23 protein-coding genes and 1 riboswitch are annotated in these 25,261 nt (G+C 74.2%); of the genes, 9 read left to right on the top strand and 14 right to left on the bottom strand.

Annotated features, from left to right (window positions below; all coding sequences use genetic code 11):
* The first annotated feature begins 132 nt into the window (after window positions 1-132).
* A complete protein-coding gene (locus tag IE180_RS13870; RefSeq protein ID WP_190157157.1) occupies window positions 133-789 on the top strand; it encodes a sulfite oxidase-like oxidoreductase in 657 nt (218 codons plus the stop codon).
* Window positions 790-814: 25 nt separating this feature from the next.
* On the opposite strand, the gene IE180_RS13865 is transcribed toward IE180_RS13870, so the two are convergent.
* The 6 genes from IE180_RS13865 to thiO all read right to left on the bottom strand — a co-directional run bounded on the left by IE180_RS13865 (window position 815) and on the right by thiO (window position 6,882).
* Window positions 815-1,438: a DUF4396 domain-containing protein gene (locus tag IE180_RS13865; protein WP_190157156.1), complete on the bottom strand. Its 624-nt coding sequence runs from the start codon at window positions 1,436-1,438 to the stop codon at window positions 815-817.
* Between the two features lie 84 nt (window positions 1,439-1,522).
* The gene (locus IE180_RS13860) at window positions 1,523-2,383 is read right to left on the bottom strand and encodes a deoxyribonuclease IV (RefSeq protein ID WP_190157155.1); all 861 of its coding nucleotides are present in this window, start codon (window positions 2,381-2,383) and stop codon (window positions 1,523-1,525) included.
* Between the two features lie 6 nt (window positions 2,384-2,389).
* Window positions 2,390-4,282, bottom strand: coding sequence for a Stk1 family PASTA domain-containing Ser/Thr kinase (gene pknB / locus IE180_RS13855; RefSeq protein WP_190157154.1), 1,893 nt, complete (start codon window positions 4,280-4,282; stop codon window positions 2,390-2,392).
* Between the two features lie 449 nt (window positions 4,283-4,731).
* Window positions 4,732-5,526, bottom strand: coding sequence for a thiazole synthase (locus IE180_RS13850; protein WP_190157153.1), 795 nt, complete (start codon window positions 5,524-5,526; stop codon window positions 4,732-4,734).
* A gap of 4 nt (window positions 5,527-5,530) precedes the next feature.
* Window positions 5,531-5,731 (bottom strand): sulfur carrier protein ThiS, encoded by a 201-nt coding sequence (thiS, locus tag IE180_RS13845; protein WP_030693430.1) that lies wholly within the window; start codon window positions 5,729-5,731, stop codon window positions 5,531-5,533.
* The gene (gene thiO / locus IE180_RS13840) at window positions 5,728-6,882 is read right to left on the bottom strand and encodes a glycine oxidase ThiO (RefSeq protein ID WP_190157152.1); all 1,155 of its coding nucleotides are present in this window, start codon (window positions 6,880-6,882) and stop codon (window positions 5,728-5,730) included. The genes thiS and thiO overlap by 4 nt, the downstream gene beginning before the upstream one ends.
* Window positions 6,880-6,993, bottom strand: a riboswitch (TPP riboswitch). (Overlaps the previous gene by 3 nt.)
* Window positions 6,994-7,086: 93 nt before the next feature.
* Here thiO and IE180_RS13835 point away from each other — a divergent pair.
* The 5 genes from IE180_RS13835 to IE180_RS13815 all read left to right on the top strand — a co-directional run bounded on the left by IE180_RS13835 (window position 7,087) and on the right by IE180_RS13815 (window position 11,417).
* Window positions 7,087-8,310, top strand: a complete 1,224-nt coding sequence (locus IE180_RS13835; protein WP_190157151.1) for an NAD(P)/FAD-dependent oxidoreductase — start codon at window positions 7,087-7,089, stop codon at window positions 8,308-8,310.
* Window positions 8,311-8,353: 43 nt separating this feature from the next.
* Window positions 8,354-8,719 (top strand): Rv2175c family DNA-binding protein, encoded by a 366-nt coding sequence (locus IE180_RS13830; protein WP_030693433.1) that lies wholly within the window; start codon window positions 8,354-8,356, stop codon window positions 8,717-8,719.
* A gap of 113 nt (window positions 8,720-8,832) precedes the next feature.
* Window positions 8,833-9,486, top strand: coding sequence for a thiamine phosphate synthase (gene thiE, locus IE180_RS13825; RefSeq protein WP_190157150.1), 654 nt, complete (start codon window positions 8,833-8,835; stop codon window positions 9,484-9,486).
* Between the two features lie 122 nt (window positions 9,487-9,608).
* Window positions 9,609-10,526: a methylenetetrahydrofolate reductase [NAD(P)H] gene (gene metF, locus IE180_RS13820; RefSeq protein ID WP_190157149.1), complete on the top strand. Its 918-nt coding sequence runs from the start codon at window positions 9,609-9,611 to the stop codon at window positions 10,524-10,526.
* Window positions 10,527-10,580: 54 nt separating this feature from the next.
* Window positions 10,581-11,417 (top strand): hypothetical protein, encoded by an 837-nt coding sequence (locus IE180_RS13815; RefSeq protein WP_190157148.1) that lies wholly within the window; start codon window positions 10,581-10,583, stop codon window positions 11,415-11,417.
* A gap of 21 nt (window positions 11,418-11,438) precedes the next feature.
* Here IE180_RS13815 and IE180_RS13810 read toward each other — a convergent pair whose 3' ends face one another.
* From IE180_RS13810 to IE180_RS13790, 5 genes are all read right to left on the bottom strand, one after another.
* A complete protein-coding gene (locus IE180_RS13810; protein WP_190157147.1) occupies window positions 11,439-12,872 on the bottom strand; it encodes a phytoene desaturase family protein in 1,434 nt (477 codons plus the stop codon).
* A gap of 54 nt (window positions 12,873-12,926) precedes the next feature.
* Window positions 12,927-13,574, bottom strand: a complete 648-nt coding sequence (locus IE180_RS13805) for a DUF4126 domain-containing protein (RefSeq protein WP_190157146.1) — start codon at window positions 13,572-13,574, stop codon at window positions 12,927-12,929.
* A 262-nt stretch (window positions 13,575-13,836) separates the two neighbouring features.
* Window positions 13,837-14,445 carry a TetR/AcrR family transcriptional regulator gene (locus IE180_RS13800; protein WP_190157145.1) on the bottom strand — a complete coding sequence of 203 codons (609 nt, stop codon included), beginning with the start codon at window positions 14,443-14,445 and terminating at the stop codon, window positions 13,837-13,839.
* Between the two features lie 19 nt (window positions 14,446-14,464).
* The gene (locus tag IE180_RS13795; protein ID WP_190157144.1) at window positions 14,465-16,588 is read right to left on the bottom strand and encodes a YhgE/Pip family protein; all 2,124 of its coding nucleotides are present in this window, start codon (window positions 16,586-16,588) and stop codon (window positions 14,465-14,467) included.
* Window positions 16,560-17,579: an ATP-binding cassette domain-containing protein gene (locus IE180_RS13790; RefSeq protein ID WP_190157143.1), complete on the bottom strand. Its 1,020-nt coding sequence runs from the start codon at window positions 17,577-17,579 to the stop codon at window positions 16,560-16,562. Before IE180_RS13790 ends, IE180_RS13795 begins: the two co-directional genes overlap by 29 nt.
* A 147-nt stretch (window positions 17,580-17,726) precedes the next feature.
* Here IE180_RS13790 and IE180_RS13785 point away from each other — a divergent pair, with 147 nt between their 5' ends.
* From IE180_RS13785 to IE180_RS13775, 3 genes are all read left to right on the top strand, one after another.
* Complete coding sequence (locus IE180_RS13785; RefSeq protein WP_190157142.1) at window positions 17,727-18,263, top strand: SAV_6107 family HEPN domain-containing protein; 537 nt, start codon at window positions 17,727-17,729, stop codon at window positions 18,261-18,263.
* A 67-nt stretch (window positions 18,264-18,330) separates the two neighbouring features.
* On the top strand, window positions 18,331-19,119 hold the full coding sequence (locus IE180_RS13780; RefSeq protein WP_190157141.1) for a methyltransferase: 789 nt from the start codon (window positions 18,331-18,333) through the stop codon (window positions 19,117-19,119).
* Window positions 19,120-19,390: 271 nt separating this feature from the next.
* Window positions 19,391-19,795, top strand: a complete 405-nt coding sequence (locus IE180_RS13775; protein WP_190157140.1) for an SCO2097 family morphological protein — start codon at window positions 19,391-19,393, stop codon at window positions 19,793-19,795.
* A 703-nt stretch (window positions 19,796-20,498) separates the two neighbouring features.
* Here IE180_RS13775 and IE180_RS13770 read toward each other — a convergent pair.
* From IE180_RS13770 to IE180_RS13760, 3 genes are read right to left on the bottom strand one after another with little or no spacing between them, the layout of a single operon-like run.
* Window positions 20,499-22,847, bottom strand: a complete 2,349-nt coding sequence (locus tag IE180_RS13770; RefSeq protein WP_190157139.1) for a transglutaminase TgpA family protein — start codon at window positions 22,845-22,847, stop codon at window positions 20,499-20,501.
* On the bottom strand, window positions 22,844-24,196 hold the full coding sequence (locus IE180_RS13765; protein WP_190157138.1) for a DUF58 domain-containing protein: 1,353 nt from the start codon (window positions 24,194-24,196) through the stop codon (window positions 22,844-22,846). Before IE180_RS13765 ends, IE180_RS13770 begins: the two co-directional genes overlap by 4 nt.
* Window positions 24,196-25,212: an AAA family ATPase gene (locus IE180_RS13760; RefSeq protein ID WP_190157137.1), complete on the bottom strand. Its 1,017-nt coding sequence runs from the start codon at window positions 25,210-25,212 to the stop codon at window positions 24,196-24,198. The genes IE180_RS13765 and IE180_RS13760 overlap by 1 nt, the downstream gene beginning before the upstream one ends.
* Window positions 25,213-25,261 lie beyond the last annotated feature (49 nt).

Below are 25,261 nucleotides of genomic sequence, written 5' to 3'. Positions count from 1 at the left end.
GGATGGCCGCATCCTCGCACCCCGCATGGGGGGCGTCCAGTAAGTGCAGGCTTAGTCGCAGTTGCCCGAATCGTGCCACCCGTGTGGTCGCCTGGTCATGACCACCCCTCGCGGTCTGTCACCATGGATGGCATGGGTCAGCCGGAGAGCGGAGTACACCGGGAAGCGGGTCGGCCGGATCGTTCTCCGGACCTTCCGCCGGATCTGCCCCCGGGGCAGCGGCTGCAGCGCGGCTGGCCGGTCACCCATTACGGGCCCGTCCCCAAGTTCAAGCCCGACCGCTGGGAGTTCCGCGTCTTCGGGGCGACCGCCGACGGCGACAAGCGGTGCTGGAACCACGAGGAGTTCTCGGCCCTTCCGTTCTCCACGGTCGTGGCCGACCTGCACTGCGTCACGAAGTTCAGCATGCTCGGGGCCGAATGGGGCGGTGTCCCCGCCCGCACGATCCTGGAGCTCGCTCCACCCGCCCCCCACGTGACGCACGTGATGGTCTGGGCCGAGTACGGATACAGCGCCAACATGCGGCTCGCCGATTTCGCCGCGGACGGCACGATCTTCGCCACCCACAAGGACGGGGAACTGCTCACCGCCGAGCACGGCTTCCCGCTGCGGCTCGTCGTCCCGCACCTGTACGCCTGGAAGGGGCCCAAGTGGGTCCGGGGCGTGGAGTACATGGCGGCCGACCGCCGGGGCTTCTGGGAGGAGCGCGGCTACCACAACCTCGGTGATCCGTGGACGGAGCAGCGCTACTCGTACCAGGAGGAACCGGGGGACGGCCCGGAGCTGTAGCGGCTCCGGACCGTCCGTGGTGCGGTCAGTGGTGGTACTGGTGGACCACCGCGTGGCCCTTGCCGCGGCCGATCATCCACTTGTTGACCGGCGTGGTCAGCACGAAGGCGATGCCGAGCGAGACGGCGAGCACGATCCAGAAGAGCGGCTCGCCGAGGTGCGCGTCCATGGCGCCGGGCCAGAGCGCGATGACGCCGTTGTCGACGACCTCCATGACGGCGATGGAGAGGGTGTCGGCGGCGAGGGCGACCTTGAAGGCCGTCTTGAAGTCGACGCCGGCCTTCAGGATGCCCCGCAGGGTGAGCGCGTAGCCGAAGAAGAAGGCCAGGATGATCGCGAGGACCATCGTCGGCAGGTTGCCCCAGCCGAACGCGGTGCCGATGATCATGCCGAGGATCTCGCCGATGGCGCAGCCGGTGAGGCAGTGCAGGGTGGCCTGGGCGGCCATGGACCAGGAGACGGTGCCGCCGGGGGTGTGGTGACCTTCGTGGCCGTTGTGGCTCTGGTGGTGGTCGGCGTGGGCCGCGTGATCGTGGTGGCCTGCGTGGCCCTCGTGGCCCTCGTGGCCGGTGTGGTCACCGTGCTCCGCGTGCCCCGCGTGGCTCCCGTGGCCCTCGTGACCGTGATGTGCGTGCGCTTCGTGTTCCATGAGAGGTGCCCCCAACCTCGTGTGCGGTTCCTGCCGTCCTCAGGAACCGTATACCCCCCTAGGGTATTCCTCAAGGGGAAGTGATCATCCGCGGCGCTCGCGGAGCTTCTTCAGGAGCTCGATGTCGGCGACGTGTCCCTCCTTGCCGCCCGGGGTCTCGATGATCAACGGCACGTTCTCGGTGGCCGGGTGGCGCAGGAGCTTTCCGAAGGCCTCCTCGCCGATGTGACCCGCCCCGATGTTCGCGTGCCGGTCCTTGTGCGCCCCCACGACGTCCTTCGAGTCGTTGGCGTGGATCAGCTTCAGCCGCCCCTCGCCGACCGTGTCCACCAGCAGGTCCAGCGTCTGCGCCGCCCCCTGCGGGCCCGCCAGGTCGTGGCCGGCCGCGAAGACGTGACAGGTGTCGAGGCAGACGCCCAGCTTCGGGTGGTGGTCGAGCGCGTCGAAGTACGGGCCGAAGTCCCAGGTCCGCGAGCAGAGCGAGAAGCCCTGGCCCGCCGTCGACTCCAGGAGCAGGTACGGATCGTCCTCGTGCGTCAGCTCGTCGAGGAGCGGCAGCATCCGCTCCCGCACCTGGGCGAGGGCCACCTCGCGGGGCCTGCCGCCGGTCGCCGAGCCGGTGTGCACCACCACGCCCTTGGCGCCGATCTCCCGGCCCCGGCGCAGCGAGTGCCGCAGCGACTCCACCGACTTCTCCACCGTGGCCTCGGTGTGGGAGCCGAAGTTGATCAGGTACGGGGCGTGCACCCACGCCGAGATCGAACCGGCCTCGCACTCGGCCCGGAAGCGCGCGTCCTGGGCCGGGTTGCCGACCGGGGTCGCCCAGCCGCGCGGGTTGGCGACGAAGACCTGCACGGTCTCGGCTCCGAGCTCACGGGCGTAGCCGAGGCCGACCGTGGCGAGGCCACCGGCCACGGGGACGTGGCCGCCGACGGGGTTGCGCATGGGTTTCTAGAGTCCCTTGATCGTGATGGTGACGGTGGAGCCCTCGGGCGCGGTCTCGCCGCCCTCCACGGACTGGCTCGCGACCGTGTCGCCCAGGTAGGGGAAGGACTTCTTGACCTCCACCTCGAAGTCCGCGTCCTCCAGGGCCGCCCGCGCGTCCGCGACCGACTGCCCCGTCACGTCCGGGACCTCGACCGGCTTCGGCCCCTTGGAGACGGTGAGGGTGACGACGTCGCCCTCGGCGGCCCGGCTGCCCCCGGCGAGGGACTGGGCGGCGACGGTGCCGGCGTCCTCGGGGGAGTTGATCCGCTCCGGGGCGACCCGGACGGTGAGCCCCTCCTCCTGGAGGGCGGCCGTGGCGTCGGCGACGGTCTCGCCGCTGACGTCGGGCACGTCGATCGGGGAACCCTTGCTGACCACCAGGGCGACGGCCGAGTCGGGGCTGCGCCCGGTGCCGGGCTCGGGGTCGGAACCGACCACGGAGCCCTGCGCGACGGAGTCGCTGAACTCCCGGGTGATCACCCCGGGAGCCAGCCCCTCCTCCTCCAGGAGGCGCTTGGCCTCCGCGAGGGGCTTGCCCTTGAGGTTGGGCACCTTCACGACCTGCGGACCGCGGGAGAGCGTGAGGGTGACCGTGTCGTTGCCCCGGACGCGCTCGCCGGGGGCCGGGTCGACGGCCATGACCGTGCCGCGCTCGTACACGTCGCTGAAGGCGCGCTTCGTGGTGCCGACGTCGAGACCCGCGTCGGCGAGGCGCTTGGTCGCGGCGGCCTCGGACCGGCCGAGGACGGCGGGGACCCGGGTGAACTGGCCGGAGCTGATGTACCAGACGCCGGCGCCCAGGCCGAGGGCGAGCAGGACGGCGACGACGACGAGAAGGGGCCCGCGCGGGGGCCGGCGGCGGGCGGCGGGCGGCGCCTCCGGGGCGGGCAGCCGGTCGGTGTGCAGGACGTCGGTCTCCGCGGGTGCGGGACGGGCGATCACGCTCGTCCGGTCCTCGGCGGTGTCCCGGGCCTCGGACCGCGCGAGCGGGGGCTCCGCGTCCAGCTGCTCGTCGCCGAGCCCGGCACGGGCCTCCCGGAGCAGGGCGAGCAGGGCGACCGCGTCGTACGGACGGAGCTCGGGATCGCGCGCCGTGGCCGCCGCGACCACCCCGTCCAGCTCCGGGGCGAGCCCGGGGACGGCGGCCGAGGGGGCGGGGACGTCGGTGTTCAGGTGCTGGTAGAGCACCTGGGCCGGGGTGTCGCCGGAGTGCGGCTTGCCTCCGGTCAGCATCTCGTAGAGGACGACGCCGCAGGCGTACACGTCGGCGCGGGTGTCGGCGGTGCCGTGCTCGATCTGCTCCGGCGCGAGGTACGACACCGTGCCGAGGACCGCGCCGGTCGTGGCCGTCGCCGAGCCCACGGCCCGCACGAGACCGAAGTCGGCGACCTTCACCCGGCCGTCGTCCCCTATCAGGACGTTCTCCGGCTTCATGTCCCGGTGCACGAAACCCGCCCGGTGCGCGGCGCCCAGCGCGGCGAGCACCGGCTCCAGGATGTCGAGCGCGGCACGGGGCGAGAGGGCGCCGCGCTCGCGCAGGACGTCACGGAGGGTGCAGCCGGCGACGTACTCCATCGCCAGATAGACGTACGGGCCCTCGGCGCCCTGGTCGAAGACCCCGACGACGTTCGGGTGCGCGAGCCGGGCCACGGACTTCGCCTCGCGGATGAACCGCTCGACGAAGGCGGCGTCGGCGGCGAGGGCCGGATGCATCACCTTGAGCGCGAGGACGCGGTCGAGGCGGGTGTCGACGGCCCGGTAGACGGTGGCCATCCCGCCGACGGCGATGCGCGCGTCGACGCGGTAGCGGCCGTCGAGCAGCCGCCCGACGAGGGGGTCCTGAAGGGTCGTGTCCACGGCGACGAGTCTACGAGCCGGGGGCGGGGGGTCCGTCCGGTCGGCCCGCCACTGCAGCGCACCTGTGACGCACCCGCGCCCTGCGGGGCGGTGTCGGGCGGGCCGACACCCGCCCGTGCGGGCCCCGCGCCCTGCTGGGCGGTGCCCCTCCCGCACCCCCGTGTGGGCAATCGTCCCGCTGGGTGGGACGGGTGGGCACACGGGACGGCGCCCCTCAGCGGCGCCTCCGCGTTCCGCGCCCCGACCCGCACCACGTCGTGCGGCGCACGTTCGGTGCGGGTCAAGGCGCGGGAGCCTCGGGCGCCGGCAGGGGCGCCGTTCCGTTGTGCCCACCCGTTCCGCCCCAGCGGAACGATTGCCCACAACGGCGGGGCGCCGGCCACAACGGCGGGGGCGCCGCCCGCAGCGGCGGGGCGCGAGGGGTGGGCGCAGCCCCGGCGGGGCGTGGGTCAGAAGGCCGGGCGTTCGGGGTCCAGGTGGGCCCGGCCCGCCGTCGGGGAGGACGCGGAGGCGAAGTGGCGGCGCGGGATGCGCCCCGCCCGGAAGGCCAGACGCCCCGCCGAGACGGCGTGCCGCATGGCCGAGGCCATCAGCACCGGCTCCTGCGCCCGCGTCACCGCCGACGCCAGCATCACCGCCGCGCACCCCAGTTCCATCGCGAGCGCCGCGTCCGAGGCCGTTCCCGCGCCGGCGTCGAGGATCACCGGGACCCCGGCCCGTTCGACGATCAGCTGGAAGTTGTGCGGGTTGCGGATGCCGAGCCCGGAGCCGATGGGGGAGCCGAGCGGCATGATCGCCGCGCAGCCCGCGTCCTCCAGCTTCCGGGCCAGGACGGGGTCGTCGTTGGTGTAGGGGAGGACGACGAAGCCGTCGTCGACGAGGGTCTCGGCCGCGGCGAGGAGCTCCTCCCCGTCGGGGAGGAGGGTCCGCTCGTCCGCCACCACCTCCAGCTTGATCCAGTTCGTGCCGAGCGCCTCCCGGGCCAGGCGGGCGGTGAGGACCGCCTCGCCCGCCGTGTAGCAGCCCGCCGTGTTCGGCAGGACCCGGATGCCGAGGCGTTCCAGGACGGAGAGGACCGAGCCCTGGACCGTCGGGTCCAGGCGCCGCATGGCGACCGTGGTCAGTTCCGTACCGCTGGCGGCGAGGGAGCGTTCCAGGACGTCGAGGCTGGGGGCGCCGCCGGTGCCCATGATGAGGCGGGAGGCGAACTCCGTGCCGCCGAGGGCGAAGGTGTCGTCGGACATTCCGTCAGCCTCCCTGCACCGCGGTGAGGACCTCGACCCGGTCGCCCTCGCCGAGCAGCGTCGTGGCCCATTCGCCGCGCGGCACGACCGTCTCGTTGAGCGCCGCCGCGACGCCCGAGGGGGCCGTGGTCAGGGTCGCCACGAGGGCGTCCAGGGAGAGGGGGCCGGAGAGCTCGCGCGACTCTCCGTTCACGGACACGTTCATGCGGGCTGCTCCTGTCGTACGGGGGAGAAACGTCGGGGGGTGAAGGGGCGCGCCTCGTCGGGGAGGGCGCCGGTGGTGAGCGCCTCGGCCATGGCGTCGCCGGTGACGGGGGTGAGCAGCACCCCGTTGCGGTAGTGGCCGGTGGCCAGGTGCAGGCCGGGCAGGTCGGTGGGGCCGAGCAGCGGCGCGTTGTCGGGGGAGCCGGGGCGCAGTCCGGCCCGCGTCTCGGTGAGCGGCAGCTCGGTGATGCCCGGGACGAGTTCGTGGGCGTCGCGCAGCAGCTCGTACACCCCGCCCGCCGTCACGGTGGTGTCCCAGCCGAGTTCCTCGCTGGTGGCGCCGACGACGAGCTCGCCGTTCTCGCGGGGCACCAGGTAGACGTGGCTGCCGCGGACGACGGCGCGGACGGTGCGGGAGAGGAAGGGGGCGTAGGCGGGCGGCACCCGCAGCCGGAGGACCTGGCCCTTGACGGGGCGGACCGGCGGCAGCACCTCCTCGGGCACGCCCGCGAGCCGCCCGCTGAGGCTGCCCGCGGCGAGGACGACCAGGCCGGACGTCAGTTCCTGGCCGTCGGTGAGCACGGCGCCGCGCGCCCGGTCCCGCACGACCGTGAGCCGTTCCGCGAGGGTCCGGTGGAAGAGGACGCCGGCCCGTTCGCAGGCGCGCAGGAGCGCGGCGGCCAGTCGGCGCGGGTCGACCTGGTGGTCGCCGTCGACCCGGAGTCCGCCCCGGACGCCGGGCGCCAGCATGGGTTCGAGCCGGCGGCACTCGCGGCCGCTGAGCCATTCGGAGACGAGTCCGCAGCGGGTCTGCAGGGCGTGCAGTTCGCGCATGTGGGCCCGGTCGTCGGCGTCGAGGGCGACGGCGAGGGTGCCGCAGGCGCGGTAGCCGACGTCGTGACCGGCGGCCTCCTCCAGTTCGGTGACGAACGCGGGGTAGCGCGCGGCGGAGGCGAGGTTGAGCCCGAGCAGGGTCTCCTCGCCGTAGTGGAGTTCGGTGACGGCGGCGAGCATGCCGGCCGCGACCCGCGCGGCCCCGCCGCCCGGGTCCGGGTCGACGACGGCGGTGCGCAGTCCGCGCTGCGCGGCCCGCCAGGCCGTGACCAGGCCGATGATGCCGCCCCCGACCACGAGGACATCGGAAGAACGCATGGGCGTCCAGCCCCTCCCTTCGCCGGCATGACCCGGATCAGGTTCGTACGGTCGGAGGCCGTCCCAGCCTCCCTCTCAGCCCGGTGCGTCCGGGCTCCCGCGAGTGCTTTACGCCCGCCAGACTAGCCCGCGCCGGTGCGGGGCCACAGTCCCCTCCCTCGCCCCCACCTTCCTGACGTTTCGTCAGATGCGTAAGGTGGTCGGGTGAGCGAGCAGAAGCAGGCCCAGCAGCACGTCGTGATCGTCGGCGCCGGAATGGCGGGCGTCCAGACCGCCGTCGCCCTGCGCGAGCAGGGCTTCACCGGCCCCCTGACCCTCATCGGGGCCGAACCCCACCAGCCCTACGACCGGCCGCCGCTCTCCAAGGCGATCCTCCTCGGCAAGGCCGAGGACTCCGCCTTCGAGATCGACTTCGAGGACCTCGGCATCGAGCTCCGGCTCGGCCTGGACGTCACCGGACTGCGCGCCGCCGACCACGAGGTCGACACCGAGGCCGGGCCCGTCGCGTACGACGCCCTGGTCGTCGCCACCGGAGCCCACCCCGTCACCCTGCCCGGCACCGAGGGCGTCCCCGGCGTCCACCTGCTGCGCACCCTCGACGACGCCGTGCGCCTCGGGCCCGTCCTGGAGCGCCGCCACTCCGTCGTGGTCGTCGGCGCCGGCTGGATCGGCGCCGAGTTCGCCACCGCCGCGCGCGAGGCGGGCTGCGCCGTCACCGTCGTCGAGGCCGCCGACCGCCCCCTCGCGGGAGCGCTGCCCGCCGAGGTCGCCGCCCCCATGGCCGAGTGGTACGGGGCGAGCGGCGCCGAACTCCTCACCCGCGCGCGCGTGGCCACCGTCGAACCCGGTGAGCCCGGACGCGTCGTCCTCGCCGACGGCCGCGAACTGCCCGCCGACGCCGTCGTCGTCGGCATCGGCGCCCGGCCCGCCACCGGCTGGCTCGCCGGCTCCGGCATCGCCCTGGACCCGAACGGCGCCGTCACCGCGGACGACCGGCTGCGCACCTCCCTGCCCGACGTGTACGCCGTCGGCGACTGCGCCTCCTTCCCCTCCGCCCGCTACGGGGAGCGGCTCCTCGTCCACCACTGGGACAACGCGCTCCAGGGGCCCCGCGCGGTCGCCGCGGCGATCACCGGCGCCGCTGACGTTCCGTACGATCCGGTGCCGTACTTCTGGTCCGAGCAGTTCGGCCGCTTCGTCCAGTACGCGGGACACCACGCGGACGCCGACGAGCTGCTGTGGCGCGGCGACCCGGCCGACGAGGCCTGGTCCGTGCTCTGGCTGCGCGCGGGCGTGCCGGTGGCCCTCCTCGCGGTCGGCCGCCCGCGCGACCTGGCCCAGGGCCGCAAGCTGATCGAGGCCGCCGTGCCCGTCGATCCGGAGCGTGCCGCGGACCCGTCCGTCCCCCTGAAGGCGGCAGCCCGGTAGGGCCCGACTACCGGCCGTCAGTCCGGGATGGCAGGCTTGTCCTGTGACCGAGATTGACGTAAAGATCGATGCTCTCGTCCCCGCCTGGCTCAACCTGCCCGAGATCGCGGAGATGCTCGATGTCGAGGTGACGCGCGTGCGGCAGCTGGTCAAGGAGGGCCAGCTCATCGCCGTGCGCCGCGGACCCAACAACGCGCTGTACGTGCCCGCCGCCTTCATCCAGGGCGACAAGGTGGTCAAGGGTCTGGTCGGGACCCTGACGCTGCTGCGGGACGACGGCTTCACCGACGAAGAGATGCTGGAGTGGCTCTTCACTCCGGACGAGAGCCTGCCGGGCACGCCCGCGCAGGCGCTCAACGAGAACCGCGGCACGGAGGTGAAGCGCCGCGCCCAGGCGCTCGCCGTCTGACGCGCCCGCGCCGACGTCCGTACGCACCGAAGACACCACCCGCGGGTGTCGCGGCGCCCGCCCCCACGGGCCGGGCGCCGCGGCACCGGCGCACGAACGGGGGGAACCCATCCATGTCCACGCCTCGTGAGCGGCTCGCCGACGCCCGGCTCTACCTGTGCACCGACGCCCGGAAGCGTCAGGGCGACCTGCCGGACTTCCTCGACGCCGTGCTCTCCTCCGGCGTGGACGTCGTGCAGCTCCGCGACAAGGGCATGGAGGCCGGTGAGGAGCTGGAGCACCTCGCCGTCTTCGCCGAGGCCGCCCGCCGGCACGGCAGGCTCCTCGCGGTGAACGACCGGGCCGACGTCGCCCACGCCGTCGGCTCCGACGTCCTCCACCTCGGCCAGGGCGACCTGCCCGTCCCCGCGGCCCGCGCGATCCTCGGCGACGAGGTGCTGATCGGCCGTTCCTGCCACGCCGAGGGCGAGGTGGCCGCGGCCGCCTCCGAACCGGGCGTGGACTACTTCTGCACCGGCCCCTGCTGGCCCACCCCCACCAAGCCCGGACGGTACGCGCCGGGGCTCGGCCTCGTGCGGTACGCGGCGGAGCTGGCCCAGGACCGGCCCTGGTTCGCCATCGGCGGCATCGACGAGACCAACCTCGACGAGGTCCTGGACGCGGGCGCCCGCCGGATCGTCGTCGTCCGCGCCATCACCGAGGCCGCCGACCCGGCCGCCGCGACGGCCGCCCTCGCCAAGCGCGTCCGCGAGCGCGCCGAGGCCTGAGGGGCACCCCCCCGGGTCCCGGTCCCGGCCCCGCCCGGTCCCCGTCCGACAGCTGTCCGAAAAGGTGTCCACCACTCGGACGGGGTGTACGCGGTTCCCTGGACCGCGTCTAACCTGCCCATATGGCCCTTGGTACCGCTTCCGTCCGATCGGACCGTGCGCGCACGGTCCGCGAGATCCTCGCTGACGGCGGCACGTCGTACTCCTTCGAGTTCTACGCGCCCCGCACCGAGAAGGGCGAGCAGGTCCTCTGGAACGCCATGCGCCGGGTCGAGGCGGTCGGCCCCAGCTTCGTCTCCGTGACCTACGGCGCCGGCGGCTCCACCCGCGGCGGCACCGTCAAGGCCACCCAGAAGATCGCCTCCGACACCACGCTCACCCCCGTCGCCCACCTCACGGCCGTCGACCACTCGGTCGCCGAACTACGGAACGTCCTCGGCCAGTACGCCGACGCGGGCATCCGCAACATGCTCGCCCTGCGCGGCGACCCGGCGGGCGACCCGCTGGGGGAGTGGATCGAGCACCCGGAGGGCGTGAAGTACGCCGCCGACCTCGTCCGGCTGATCAAGGAGTCGGGAGACTTCTGCGTCGGCGTCGCCGCCTTCCCGGAGATGCACCCCCGGTCCACGGACTGGGACACGGACGTCCGGCACTTCGTGGACAAGTGCCGCGCGGGCGCCGACTACGCGATCACCCAGATGTTCTTCGACCCGGAGAACTACCTGCGGCTGCGGGACAGCGCGACGAAGGCGGGCTGCGAGACCCCGATCATCCCCGAGGTCATGCCCGTCGTGAACGTGAAGACGCTCGACCGGCTGCCCCAGCTGAGCAACGCCGCCTTCCCCGCGGACGTGAAAGAGCGCATCCTCGCCGTCAAGGACGATCCGGCCGCTGTACGCTCCATCGGTATCGAGTTCGCGACGGAGTTCTGCGCGCGTCTGCTCTCCGAGGGTGTCCCCGGACTGCACTTCATCACGCTGAACAGCTCCACCGCGACGCTCGAGATCTACGAGAATCTCGGACTGCACCAGCAGTCGTGACCGGTCGTACCCGCCCCGACCCGCGGCGGTGACCGTGGAGAGGGGCGGCGGGGCATGGGGTGGACGGTCCTCTACATCGCGTTCGGCGTGGTCGCGCTGTGGCTGCTGGGGGAGGTGCTCCTCCAGTACAAGGCGCGGCTGCGCTGGCGCCTGCTCGCCTTCGGCGGCTTCCTCTGCGTGGTCCTGGGCGTCCTGCTGCCCTCGGTGCTCGTCATCGTCGCCGGGGCCGTGGCCTTCGCCGTCGGCCAGACCTATGTGACGCTCTCCTTCCGCCGGGGCTTCTCCACCGGCTGGGCGATCGGCGGCAACCCGGGCGCGAGCCGTCGCCGCAAGGCCACCGCGCCGGCCGACGCCGGCCCCACCCTGGAGGTCACCGAGCTCTCGTACGACACGGTGGACGGCGCGTACGGCACGGTGGACGACACGTACGGCACGGAGGACGGGTACGATCCCCGGCCCGAGAGCGGCGCCGGGACGACGGCGGTCTACGAGCCGCAGCCGATGCCCGACGAGACCGGCCAGTACGGGATCTACGACGCCGCCGCCCACCAGCCGGACCCCGGCTACCAGACGGGGTACGACCCCTACGCGCCCGCGTACGACCAGTCCGCCCACCAGCAGCCCTCCTACGAGCAGCAGCCGGCCTACGACTACGGTGCCGCCACCGGCCAGCAGCAGTACGCCGCGTACTCCGACCCGTACATCGGCCCGGGCACGGACAGCCAGCAGTACGCCCCGTACTACACCGACCCCTACGCCCCCTCGTACACCTACGACACCCCGCCCGGCGGCGTCTGGGTCCCGCAGCAGCGCGACGCCGACCACGCCCCGGAGCAGACCCCGTACGGCTACGAGCAGCCGCACCCGGACGACCAGCAGTACCGCTACTGAGGCCCCGGGCTTCCGCGGCCCCTACCGGGAGCCGCGGAAGTCCGCGCCCTCCACGACGAGGCCGGCCACCAGCGCGCCCGACATGCCGGCGTGGGCGAGCCCGCCGCCCGGGTGCGACCAGCCGCCCGCGAAGTACAGGCCGGGCAGCGGGGAGCGGTTGGCGGCCGGCAGGAGCCGACCGCCCGCCCCGGCGAGGGCGGGGCCCGGCACCTCGGCGGCGCCCGTGTCCCGCCGCACGTCCTCCGGGGTGCGGACGTGCCGCCACAGCAGCCGTTCCGCGAGCCCCGGCACCGCCCGCGCGGCCGCCTCGACCATCCGGTCGGCGAAGGGCTCCCGGTCCTCCTCGGGGGAGGTCCGCACGGTCGCCGTGACCGTCACCGACTCGTACGCGCCGTCCGGGCGCAGCGCCGGGTCGTCCGGCCGCAGCACGGTCACGGCGGGCCGCCCGCCCTCGCCGTGCACGACGGTCCGGTGGACCGCGTCCGCCTCCCGGGAGCCGCGCAGGGCCAGACAGACCGTCATCCGGCCGGTGCCGATCGCCTGGTGGCGCGGCCGGTCGTCGCCGTGCTCCCACTCCACGACGTGGTCGCGGTAGAGCGCCGGCACCGGGGCCCCGGACACCACGTGGTCGGCCCCGACGGTCCCGCCGCCGGCCAGCCGGACGCCGGCCGCCCGACCGTCCTCCTCCAGGACGTCCTCGACCGGAGCGTCGAACACGAACTCCACGCGCCGCTTCCGGCACCGCTCGTACACCGCGTCGGCGAGCGCCCGCAGGCCCCCGCCCACGTACCAGCTGCCGAAGGTCTGCTCCATGTACGGCAGGACGACGGCCGAGGCCGGGGCGGTCGCCGGGTCGAAGCCGTACGACCACGCGTACGCGTCGAGGAGCGCCGCGAGCCTGGGGTCCCGCAGCTCCCGCGCCCCGACCTGGGCGAGCGTCGTCGTCGGGCGCCGCAGCAGACCCGCCCTCAGGGCCGGGTACGGCTCACGGGACAGCGGTGCCGGGTCGGCCGGCTGCGGCTCCTCCAGGAGCGGGCGCCGGGTCCGGTCCCAGGCCTCGCGGGCCCGCGTCAGGAAGTCGCCCCAGCGCTCGCCCGCGCCCGCGCCGAGGGCCTCGTCCAGGGCGGCGACCGTGCCGGCGCGGGAGGCGTTCGGCAGGTCGACGCGGGTGCCGTCGGCGAAGACGTGACGGGCCGCCGGATCCACCTGCGCCAGGGAGACGCACTCCTCCAGGGGTTCCCTGCCGGTCTTCACGAACAGGTCCCGGTAGACGGCCGGCAGGTGCAGCAGCCCGGGGCCGGTGTCGAACGCGAAGCCGTCGCGCTCGAAGCGACCGACCGCGCCGCCGTACGTCGACGTCTTCTCGTACACCGTCACCGTGTGCCCGGCGACCGCCAGCCGGGCCGCCGCCGCCATGGCGCCGAGTCCCGCGCCGATCACCACAATCCGTGCCATGCGGCCGAGTCTATGGGGCGCCCGGGACGGTGGCGGAGGCCCGGTCGGCCGAGGTCAGAAGTGGTCGGACCCGTCGTCCGGAAGGCCCTGGGGCCGTGGTCGCGCCCTCGGGGCCGCGAGCCGTCCCTCCTCCCGCCGCCGGGAGCGGCGGCGCCAGAACCGGCGGATCTGCCGGGCCAGGAGGACCAGTATCGCCAGGCCCGACAGGAGCAGGACGGCCGCGATGACCGAGGCCGCCACCGGATGGAAGACCGCGAAAGTGATGATCGCGGCCACCCCGAGGTCCTCCGCCAGGCTCAGCGCGATGTTCGAGAACGGTTCCGGCGAGGAGTTGACCGCCATCCTCGTCCCGGCCTTCACGAAGTGACTGAGCAGGGCGGTCGAACCGCCGACCGCGCCGGCCGCCAGCTCGGGGAGCGAGCCGTTCTGCCCGGCGAGCAGGGCGCCGACCACGGCGCCCGCGATCGGCCGGACCACCGTGTGGACGGAGTCCCACACCGAGTCGACGTACGGAATCTTGTCCGCCACCGCCTCGCACAGGAACAGCACGCCCGCCGCGACGAGGACATCGGTGCGCTGCAAGGACTCGGGCACCTCGTCGGTCAGCCCGGTCGCGCCGAAGACGCCGAACAGCAGGATCACCGCGTACGCGTTGATCCCGCTCGCCCAGCCGCTGGTGAACACCAGGGGGAGTACGGACACGCCCGCGATCGTAACCAGGACTGAGTACCCGTACCTAGGGGGCGAGATGAGTAGGTGCGCGGATGGGACCGGGGGCGCCCGGAGGAGAGAGTGGAGCCCACGGAAGGGGCGCGGCTCCGGTACCGCCGGCACGGGGCTGCGGAACGGGGCCGTGCGCCTGTCGGCACGGGGGTGCGAAAGGAAGGCCGGTGCGGCGAGGCTCGGGGGGATCGAGCCTCACCGCACCGGCCTCTTCGTGACCCCGCGCGCGTGGCGACCGGCGTCAGCGGCCGCCGACGCGGCCGTGCAGCAGGCGGGAGAGCGCCGCGTGCACGTCGTCGAGCGACCGCTCGCTCTGGAAGGCCTGCCAGTCGAGCGCCGCCACCAGCACCATCCCGACCAGCGCCGCCGCCGTCAGCTGGACGTCGATCTCCTCGCTGAGCTCACCGGCCGCGACCGCCTCGCGCAGCACTCCCTCGACCACCGCCACGGCCTCCTGACGCACCACCAGGAGCGTCGAGTTCCAGGCCCGGTTGGTGCGCCAGAGCTCGGCCACGTACAGCTGGGTGAAGGCCGGGTAGCGGTCGATGAAGACGAGGCCCGCGCGGATCATCGCGTCCAGCGCGTCGACCCGGCTCCCGCCGCGCTCGGCGGTCTCCTCGGCCGCCGCGCGCAGGGAGGCGCTGAGCAGCGACACCCCGTGGCGCAGCAGCTCCTCGAAGAGCTCGGTCTTGCTCTTGAAGTTGTAGTAGACCGTGCCCTTGGCCACGCCGGCCCGCTCGGCGATCTCGTCCACCGTCGTCGCGGAGAAGCCCTGTTCCGCGATGAGGGTGACGGCCGCCTCGTAGAGCTTCGTGCGCGTGGCCTGGCGTCGGGTGCTGCTGCTGTCCATGGCGTCGATTCTCACAGGTTCAGAGCGACAGTTCGGGGTGGAGCCGGTCGAGCGTCCACACCTGCTTCTTGCGCGCCGAGAGGGCGGTCAGGGCCAGGGCGCCCGCGGTGAAGGCGGCCAGCACCGCGCAGGCCTGCCAGACCGGTCCGAGCCCGCCGCCGGTGATCAGCCGGCGCAGCGCCTCGACCACGTGGCTCATCGGCAGGAACGGGTGGACGGCGTTGAAGAAGGCCGGGCTGGTCTGGACGGGGTACGTGCCGCCCGCCGAGGTCAGCTGGAGCATCAGCAGCGCGAGCACCAGGATCCGGCCCGCCGCGCCGAAGCGGGCGTTGAGCCACTGGATGATCGCGGCGAAGCAGCAGGTGACGAGGGCGAGGAAGCCGATCGTGCCGGCGGCCCGGGTCATCTGGAGGCCGAGGCCCCAGTGCAGGACCGACATCAGGGCCGCGACCTGGAGGACGCCGATGGCCGCCACCGGGAGCCAGCCCGCCAGCGCGATCCGCCAGGCGGAGCCGCCGGCGGCGAGGGCGCGCCGGTTCAGCGGCTGGATGATCATGTACGCGACCATCGCGCCGACCCAGAGGGAGAGCGGGATGAAGTACGGGGCGAAACCCGTGCCGTAGTTCGGCGCCTTGTGCAGGGACTGCGAGGCCAGCTTCACCGGGTCGGCCATGACCTCCGTGCGCCGGTCGCGGTCCTGCTTGTCGTAGTCGGGGATCTGGTCGACCCCGTCCTTCAGGCCGGTGGCGAGGGTGCCCGAGCCGTCGGCCAGCTTGAACAGGCCGCCGTCGAGGGCGCCCGCGCCCTTCTTGAGCTTGCCGACGCCGGTGTCGAGGCTGACCGAGCCGCTCTTCGCCTCGGTGATGCCGGTGTGCAGCCGGTCCGCGCCCGACGCGACCTTCTGCGCGCCCGCGTTGAGCTCGTTGATCTTCTTGATGGCGTTCTCGACGTCCTCGTCGAGGTGCGGGGCGCGGACGGCCAACTCGTCGGCCTGCTTCCTGAGCTTGGTGAGACGGGCGTCCAGGGTCTTCAGGTCGTCGGCGTCGTCCTTGGTGAGCTCGTGCACGTCGTCGGCGATGGTGGCGACGTCGTCGGCGGACTGCGCGGCCTTCCCGAGCTTCTCGCAGACCCGGGGGTCGAGGGCGGGAGCGGTGCCGGGGACGGGGACGGGGACGGGGGAGGGGGCGTTCACGCACAGCTCGCGGTGGAGCCTGGCGAGGTCGTCGTCCGCCCTGTGCGCGGCGGCGCGGACCAGGGGCGCCCGCCTGACCAGGTCGTCCAGGTTGTTCTGGGCGGCCGCGGCGGAGTCGGAGACGAGCCGGGCGGTGTCGCGGATCGACTTGCCGTTGTTCGCCAGGTACGGGCGGACCTTGTCGGCGGTGCCGTTCACCTTGTCGGCGAGGGTCTGCGTGCCGTTCGCGACCTTGCGGGAGCCGTTCTCCAGGTCCTTGGCGCCCTTGTCGAGCTTCTTCAGGCCCGCGGCGAGGTCGCCGCTGCCGCTCTTGGCGTCGGTGAGGCCGTCCGACAGGCTCTTGGAGCCCTTCTTCGCCTTGTCCACGCCCTGCTTGAGGTCGGCCGCGCCCTTGGCGGCCTTCGCGGTGGCGTCGTGGATGTCGGAGAAGGAGATGAAGATCTTGTCGAGGAAGCCGCGCGAGGACTTCGCGGAGGCCGCGCTGCGCACCTCGGAGAAGACCGTCCGGGAGATCGAGCCGACGATGTAGTTGTTGGCGTCGTTCGTCCGCACCCGGAGCGCGCCGGTCTCGGGGGAGTCGCCGGAGCTGGAGGCGATGCGGGAGCTGAAGTCGCCGGGCACGGTCAGGGACAGGAAGTACGTCCCGTCCTCCACGCCCGCGCGTGCCTCGGCGTCGCTCACCCGGTGCCACTCGAAGGTCTTGCTCTCCAGGAGCCCCTCGGTGATGTCGTCGCCGGCGTGGATCTCCTTGCCGCCGGCGGTGGCGCCCCGGTCCTCGTTGACGAGGGCGACGGGGATCCTGTCGAGCCTGCTGTACGGGTCCCAGAACGAGTACAGGTACAGGGCGCCGTACAGCAGGGGCAGCAGCAGGATCGCGACGAGCGCGGCGCGCGGCAGCTTTCCCCTGCCGAAGCGCTTCAGCTCAAGCGCGGCCAGTTTCGGCGAGCGCATCGGCCGCCCCCTCCTCGGTCGTGGCGTCGGTGGTGTCGTCGGCGGCCGTCTCCCCGACGGCGGCCCGGTCGGTGTCGGCCGCACCGGTGGTGGTGTCCGCCGGGGTGCGGGCCTCGGCCCCGGTCTCCTCGGCGGCGGTCTCCGCGGGGGCGGTCTCCGTGGTGGCGGGAGCCGGGGTCCCGGAGGCCCGCGGGGCGGTCTCGCTGGTCTCGCCGGTCTCGCCGGTCTCGCCGGTCCCGTCGGTCTCGCCGGTCCCGTCGGTCTCGCCGGAGAGCGTCGTGACGCGGAGGGCGTCCTCGGGGGCCTCGCTGCAGACGGCGAGGACCGTGGTCCCGGCGGCGGCCAGGGAGCGCAGCAGCGCCCAGGCCTCGGCGCGCCCGGCGTCCGAGAGCTTCAGGTCCGTGTCGTCCACGGCGAGCAGCCGGGGACGGCCCATCAGGGCGAGGGCGATCGAGAGCCGCAGCGCCTCCAGCCGCTCCAGGTCCCGTACGGAGGTCCGCTCGCCCTTCGGCAGGGCGTCGAGGTCCAGCCCCGCGGCCTTCACGGCCTCGTCGATCCGGGCCCGGGCCGCCGCGGCCCGCTCGGCGGGGCGGCGCAGGAGCGCCCGTACGGAACCGTCGTAGCGGCGCTGGAGCAGGGCCCGCTCGCGCAGGTGCTCGGCGACCGTGAAGGCGGGGTCGAGCTCGTTGACGCCCGGGACCTGGCCGAGCGCGCTGATCCGGCGCACGGCGGCCATCCTGCGGGGCAGGGGGAGTCCGCCGACCTCCGCGTGGCCCTCCTCGGCCTTCATCCGGCCGGTGAGCGCGAGCAGCAGACAGGTGCGTCCGGAGCCCGAAGGACCCTCGATGGCCACCAGCGCGCCGGGCTCGGCACGGAAGGAGACCTGCCGGAAGACCCAGCCGCGCGGCCCCTTCAGTCCCAACCCGTCCACGACGACGGTGGCGCCGTGCGGCTGTTCCTCGGTTTCCGTGCCCACGGACTCACCCCCCATTCCCCTTTTTGAACTGACCAGTCAGTTCAAAAGTTACCCCCGAGTTGGGCTTCAGGCAAAACCACAGGTCAGCGTGATTGTCAGTGGGGCGCGACACGATGAACACATACGGCCACAGCGCCGTCACGCGACGACAGGAGGCTCGACATGGCCGACCCTTCCGCAGCGGCCGCGCCCCGCCGCCGACCCGCCCCCGGGAAGGCGGGACCCGCGTCCGACATCCACCCCGTCCCGCGCCGCTCCGCCGCCCCGCCCGCCGCCCTCGACCTCCTCGCCAAGTCCCGCGCCGGACTCGCCGAGGCGGCCGCCCTCGACCGCCCCCACGAGCGGTACGCCACCGCCCACCTCGCCGCCCTGCGCGCCGCGGCCGCCGTGCTCGCCGCCCGGGCCAGGCCCGACGCGCGCCCCCACCACCGGCAGCGGATAAGGAGCACCTGGGAGCTCCTCCCCGATCTCGCCCCCGAGCTGACCGAATGGAGCGCCCTCTTCGCCGCCGGCGCCCGGCGCCGGGCCCGCGCCGAGGCCGGCATCAGCGGCGCGGCCACCCGGCGCGAGGCCGACGACCTGCTCAGGGACGCCGCGCACTTCCTGCGCCTGGTCGAGCGGCTGCTCGCCCTGGGGGACGGCTGGCCCTCCGCGCCGGGTCCGGCCCGCCGACCAGGGGCCGACGAGGCCGGAGGATGATCCGGAAGACGGGGGCGAGGCCATAGGGTGGGGAGCGTCCGTACCCGTCACCGAGGAGTCAACAACCGTGCCGGACCCTTCCCCTGTCTTCGGTCGAGAGGCGTCGTCGCGTCCGTCGCGTGCCTCCCTGCGTACCGCCGTCGTCTGGGACGTCCTCAAAGAGGCCCTGGACCGTCGGGTCGAGGCCACCGGGAAGGACAGCCTCGGCGTCCTCGACACGGGTGGCGGCTCCGGGAACTTCGCGGTGCCGGTGGCCCGCCTCGGCCACCGGGTCACCGTCGTCGACCCCAGCCCCGACGCGCTCTTCGCGCTGGAGCGCCGGGCCGCCGAGGCCGGCGTCGCCGACCTCGTCACCGGCGTCCAGGGCGACATCCGCGGCCTCTTCGACGTGGTCGGGCGCGAGGAGTACGACACCGTGCTCTGCCACGGCGTCCTGGAGTACGTCGACGACCCCGCCGAAGGCGTGCGGAACGCCGCCGCCGCGCTCCGCCCCGACGGCAGCCTCAGCCTGCTCGCCGCCGGGGTCGGCGGCGCCGTTCTCGCCCGCGCCCTCGCCGGCCACTTCACCGAGGCCCGGCACGCGCTCGACGACCCCGCCGGCCGCTGGGGCGCCGGCGACCCCGTGCCCCGGCGCTTCACCGCCGAGCAGCTCACCGAGCTCGCCGGCGAGGCCGGACTCGAGATCGGCGCCGTGCACGGCGTCCGGGTCTTCGCCGACCTGGTCCCCGGCGCCCTCGTCGACACCGAGCCCGGCGCCGCCGAGGCCCTGCTCAAGCTGGAGGCCGCCGCGGCGGAGCTGCCCTCCTTCCAGGCCATCGCCACCCAGCTGCACCTTCTCGGCGAGAAGCGGGCCTGAACGGAACGCCCGTCCGGACGGCGGCGCGGGCCGGGCGCTCCATGGAGTACGCCACAGCCCGCCCGATGAGGGGCTCCGCCCCGTATGATCGGGGGACACCATCCGGCATGACGGGGAAGGGGCTGGGGAATCAACGCCTCAGCAACCGATCCGCATGGCGGCCCGGATTGGCTATTCGGCATTGAGGGCGGGTTTCACGGGGGCGATTCCCTGCCTATCCTGAAAGGGCCGCAAACCGGTCGCCCCCGCGACCGACGACTAGGAGGACTCCGTGCCGCTCTCGGAGCACGAGCAGCGAATGCTCGAGCAGATGGAGCGAGCGCTGTACGCCGAAGATCCCAAGTTCGCGACAGCGCTCGAGGGAAGCGGACTGCGTACGTACACCCGGCGACGGGTCTACCAGGCAGTCGTCGGCTTCCTGGTGGGTATCGCGCTCCTCATGGCCGGAATGGTCGCACAGCAGATCTGGATCAGCGTGGTGGGATTCCTCGTCATGCTGGGCTGCGCGGTCCTGGCGGTCACCGGATGGCGCAAGGCGCCGAAGCCGGGTGAGCAGCGGGCCAGGGGCGGGATGGCGGCCGGTGGCCGTCAGACCCGGCAGCGACGCTCCATGATGAACCGGATCGAGGAGCGGTGGCAGCGCCGCCGTGACGAGCAGCAGGGCGGCGGCCACTGACGGCGCCCGAGCGGTAGCCCCGCCCCCCTAAACGACCGAGCCCCGCAGGGCCGGCGCCCCTGGGCGCCTCCCTCGCGGGGCTCGTCCCGTCCCACGGACCCGCACCACGAGGACGACACACCTGACGATCCACCCTCGCCCGTGCGGGGCCGCGCCCTGCGGGGCGGCTTCCCCCTGCCCGCGCGGGGCCCGCGCCCTGCTGGGCGGCGCTCCTCCCGCACCTCCGTGTGGGCCCGCGCCCTGCTGGGCGTTGCCCCGGCCCACCCGCCGTGTGGGCCCGCGCCCTGCTGGGCTATGCCCCCGCCCACCCGCCGTGTGGGCAATCGTCCCGCAGGGCGGGACGGGTGGGCACACGGGACGGCGCCCCTCAGCGGCGCCTCCGCGTTCCGGGCCTGAACCCGCACCCGTGTGCGCCGTACCTGCCGGTGCGGGTCAAGGCGCAGCAGCCTCGGGCGCCGGCAGGGGCACCGTCCCGTTGTGCCCACCCTCCCCCGAGCTCTCGACTCCGCTCGAGCAGGGGGGACCCCCTTCGCCCCAGCGGAACGACTGCCCACAACGGGGGGGCACCGCCCCCGCGGGCGCAGCCCGCGACGGGGCGCGGGGCGGGCGCCGCCCCGTGAGCGCAACCCACACCGGTGGGGGCGCGGGGACGGGCGCCGCCCCGGGGGCGTCCGCGACGAGGGTGGCGTCCGGGGCGGTGCCCTCAGTTCGCCTCGTGGGCCCTCCGGCGGAAGAGGGACGACCAGCGGGCCGTCGCGGCGGACCAGCGGGACGCGGCGGTCCAGCGGAGGCGGGCGCCCGAGCGGGGCGCCAGGAGGGCGCGGAGCCGCCCGCGCCGGTCGGCGCCCGCGTGGAACCCGGCCCGGACCCGCCCGGCCTCGGCGGCCAGGCCCGCGACGGGCCGCGGCCGGGGCGCGTACAGCGCCTCCTCCACCGCCCGCGCCACCCGGTGCACCGCGTCCGCGGACTCGCCCCCCAGCTCACCGAGGCGCACGATCCGCGCCGCCGCCTTCCGGGGCGTCAGCGAGTCGTCGGGCTCGACCCCGTGGTCCCAGGCGGTGTCGTTGATCTCCTCCCAGACCGCGAGCGTGTCCGAGCCGAGCCGGCGGGCCCGGACCCGGTTCCGCCAGAGCAGCGGGAGGAGGGGGAGGGAGAGGAGGAGTGCGGCCGCCAGGGACAGCAGCGTCACCGTCAGGGGGTCGGGGCCCGAACCGCCCGGGGTCGCCCCGGCCACCGCCTCGTCCGGACCGCAGTCGCCGAGCTTCCGGTCCTGCGGGGTGCAGCCCGCCGTGGCGCTCGGCGCGGCGGACGGCTGCGCCGAGGCGCTCTGCTGCGGCTGCGCGGGCCCGGTGGCCGTGCCCGAGGGCGTGGTCTCCCGGGTGTACGAGGGGGTGGAGCCCCGTGAGGGGGTCGGTTCGAACCGGGTCCACCCGGTGCCCTGGAAGTACAGCTCGGGCCAGGCGTGGGCGTCCCGGATGCCGACGGAGACCGAGCCGTCGGTCTGGGGCGTGCCCGGCATGAAGCCCACGGCCACGCGGGCCGGGATGCCGAGCGAGCGGGCCATCGCCGCCATGGAGAAGGAGAAGTGGATGCAGAAGCCCTCCTTGTCCTTCAGGAAGCGGGAGATCGCCTGCGCACCGGTGCCGGAGTCCACGTCGACGTCGTAGCGGAAGCCGCCGTCACGGGCGAACCAGTCCTGCAGCTTCACGGCCCGCTCGTAGTCGTCGCGCGCGCCCTTGGTGACCGACAGGGCCGTCGCCCGCACGTCGGCGGGCAGCGCGGTGGGCACCTTGGTGTACTCGCGGCGCAGCTTCTCCGGGGCGGGCCCGGCGCCGGCCAGTTGCTGGGCCGTCGGCTGCACGTCCAGGCTGGCGACCTGGTAGCGGACGCCCTTGGTGGTCTGCTTGTCGTCGCCGACGAGCATCCGGCCGGCCGGCTCGTACCGCCAGCGGCCCTCGATGTCGACCCGGCCGGCGGGGTACGGCATGGGCAGCCACTTCTGCTCGTACGCGTCGGAGGCGACGAAGTTGCCGGTCACCTCGGTGATCTTGACGCTCTGGGAGAGGCCGTCCGGCCAGGGCAGCTGCCCCGGCACGTCCTCGATCGGGCGGACCGAGGACTTCCACGAGGTGCCGTCGAACTGGTCGAGCGCGACGAGCCGCAGGTACATGCCGCTGATGTCGCGGGCGTTGGTCCGGTAGCGGATGACCTCCCGGTCCTCCGGCTGGCGCAGATTGTTCTGGAGGGAGACCAGCGGGTTCACGGCGGAGATCGTGCCGCCCTTGCCGGGGCCTCCGTTCCCCTCGCCGTCGCCGCCGAAGAGCCCGCCGGAGAAGCCCGGCAGCGCGAGCGGTGCCACCAGCGCCACGCCCATGGCGACGGCGCCGATCCGGCGGCCGGTGCGGGCCGGGGCGAAGGCGGGGCCGCCGGCGGCCGAACCGGGGCGCCCGGAGCGCTGGGCACCGAAGACCCGCCCCCACTGGGAGAGCCGGTCACGGCCCTCGGCGAGGAGCAGCAGCAGATAGCCGGAGGCCGCGAGGAGGAACCAGAGCCAGCCCGCGCCGCCGCCGGAGAGCCCGGCGGCCACCGAGTACAGGGCGAGCAGCGGCAGGCCGGCCGGGGCGGCCTTGCGGAAGGTGACCGCGAGGGCGTCCACCAGGAGCCCTATCGCGACGACGCCGCCGACCAGCATGAGCCGGATGCCCTCGGTGTCGGGCGCGGGGATCGCGTACCGGCCGACGTCCTCGGCGCCCGCCCGGAACAGCTCGACGGCGTGCGCGAGGGCCTCGGGGCCGGGGAGGAACCAGAGGACGGCCTGCTCGCGGGCGAAGAACAGGGTCAGCGCGAGGAGCACGGTGGCGGTCTGGGCGAGGAGGGTCAGCGGCCGGGCCAGCGGCACCCGCCGTGCGAGCGTGCCGACGCCGCTCACCAGGGCGAGGACGAGGGCCGCCGTGAAGATCCAGGTCGCCGGCTTCACCAGGGGGAGCAGCGCCCCGGCCGCCATCAGGGTGGCGCCCCAGGAAGCGAGCGTCAGCCGTGTGCGGCCGCTCATGACCATCCTCCGTAGGTGTCGGCGGCGGTGGTCTCCGGACGGAGCCCGGCCGCCTGCTGCCACAGGTCGGCGAGCGAGGCGCCGGGCGGTACGGCGAGCGCCGTCCAGCCCGCTTCCCGCAGTTGCCGCACCCGGTCCTCGACGGCTCCGGCGGCCGTGCCGCCGGTGAGCCAGGCGTCGGAGTCCAGGACGAAGGCGACGGCCGCGCCGGTCCGCCCGCGCATCCGGGCGGTGAGGGCGGCCTGCTCCTCGTCGAGGTCGCCGAGGAAGGCGATGAGCAGTCCGTCGCCGCCTCGCAGCACGTCGGAGGCGCGGGAGAGTCCGGCTCCCTCGGAGTGGTCGACGACCGCGAGGGTGTCCATCATCAGCCCGGCGGCCTCGGCGGAGTCCTGCGCCGAGCCGGCGAAGCCCTCGGCCCCCTCGCCGGGGATCGCGCTGCCGGTGTCGGTGAGCAGCCGGACGGCGTAGCCGCGCTCCAGCATGTGGACGAGCGCGGAGGCGGTGCCGGAGACCGCCCATTCGAAGGCGGAGTCGGGGCCGGCGCCCTGGAAGGCGATCCGGCGGGTGTCGAGGAGGACGGTGCAGCGGGCCCGCTGGGGCAGTTCCTCGCGGCGGACCATCAGCTCGCCGTAGCGGGCGGTGGAGCGCCAGTGGACCCGGCGCAGGTCGTCGCCGTGGCGGTAGGCGCGCGGGAGGACGTCGTCGTCGCCGGCGAGCGCGAGGGAGCGCGACTGCCCGTCCCCGTACCCCGAGGCCTCGCCGAAGAGCTTCACCGGCGGGAGGGCCTCGGTCCGGGGCACGACGGTGAGGGTGTCGTACGCGCTGAAGGAACGGGTCAGCTCGCACATCCCGAAGGGGTCGTCGAGCCGCAGCTGGAGGGGGCCCAGCGGGAAGCGGCCGCGCAGGTCGGAGCGGACCCGGTAGGACACCTCGCGCCGTCCGCCGGCCTCGACCCGGTCGAGGACGAAGCGGGGGCGGGGCCCCAGCACGTACGGCACGTGGTCCTGGAGCATCAGGAGGCCGGTGGGGAGTTTGGAGACGTTCTCCATCCGGAGCTGGACCCGCGCCTCGGTACCGGCCTCCGCCCGCTGGGGGGTGAGCCGGCGGGCGGTGGCGACCCGGTAGCGGGTCCGGTGCAGCGCGAGGACGCAGATCAGCGGGAGGGCGGCGAGCAGCAGTCCGACGCGCAGCAGGTCGGCCTGGCCGAGGACGTACGCGCAGGCGGCGGCGGCCACCCCGGCGGCGAGGAAGGAGCGGCCGCGGGTGGTGAGACCGCCGAAGGCGGCCCGCAGCCCGCCCCGGTCGTCCTCGTCGCCCCGCTGTCCGTCCGGCACGGCGGCGCCACTCATCACAGCCGCCGGGCGCCGGGCTGCTGGCCGTAGAGCGGTCCGGAGGGCGGGGCCGCGGTCGGGACGGGGGTGCGCTGCAGGATGTCCTGGACGACCTGTTCGGCGGTGCGGCGGTTCAGCTGGGCCTGCGCCGTCGGCAGCAGCCGGTGGGCGAGGACGGGCGAGGCGAGGGCCTGGAGGTCGTCGGGCAGCACGTACTCCCGGCCGCTGAGCGCCGCGGAGGCCTTGGCGGCCCGCAGCAGGTGGAGCGTGGCCCGGGGGGAGGCGCCGAGCCGCAGGTCGGGGTGGGTGCGGGTGGCGGCGACGATGTCGACCGCGTACCGGCGGACGGCGTCGGCGACGTGCACCCCGCGCACCGCGTCGATCAGCTTGAGGACGTCGTGGGCGTGGGCGACCGGCTGGAGGTCGTCCAGCGGGGAGACCGAGCCGTGCACGTCGAGCATCTGGAGCTCGGCCTCGGCGCTCGGGTAGCCGATGGACACCCGGGCCATGAAGCGGTCGCGCTGGGCCTCGGGCAGCGGGTAGGTGCCCTCCATCTCGACCGGGTTCTGGGTGGCGACGACCATGAACGGGCTGGGCAGCTCGTACGTCTGGCCGTCGACCGTGACCTGGCGCTCCTCCATGGACTCCAGGAGCGCGGACTGGGTCTTCGGCGAGGCGCGGTTGATCTCGTCGCCGATCACGATCTGGGCGAAGATCGCGCCCGGCTTGAACTCGAAGTCCCGCTGCTGCTGGTCGAAGATCGACACGCCGGTGACGTCCGAGGGCAGCAGGTCGGGGGTGAACTGGATGCGGCGCACCGAGCAGTCGATGGACCGGGCCAGCGTCTTGGCCAGCATGGTCTTGCCGACGCCGGGGACATCCTCGATGAGGAGGTGTCCCTCGGCGAGCAGCACGGTCAGCGAAAGCCGTACGACCTCGGGCTTGCCCTCGATCACGCTCTCCACCGATCTGCGGACTCTCTCCACGGTGGTGGTCAGATCAGCGAGGCTCGCTCGATCGTCATAGGTCGTCACCCCGGCCCTCCTCGGCCTTTCGGAACTGTCGTCCGGGCATTCTGGTTGG

It is taken from the genome of Streptomyces litmocidini (assembly GCF_014649755.1).
In the GTDB taxonomy this organism is placed as follows: domain Bacteria; phylum Actinomycetota; class Actinomycetes; order Streptomycetales; family Streptomycetaceae; genus Streptomyces; species Streptomyces litmocidini.
The sequence above is the reverse complement of the archived record's forward strand: the minus strand, read 5'-3'. Positions and strand labels throughout refer to the sequence as shown.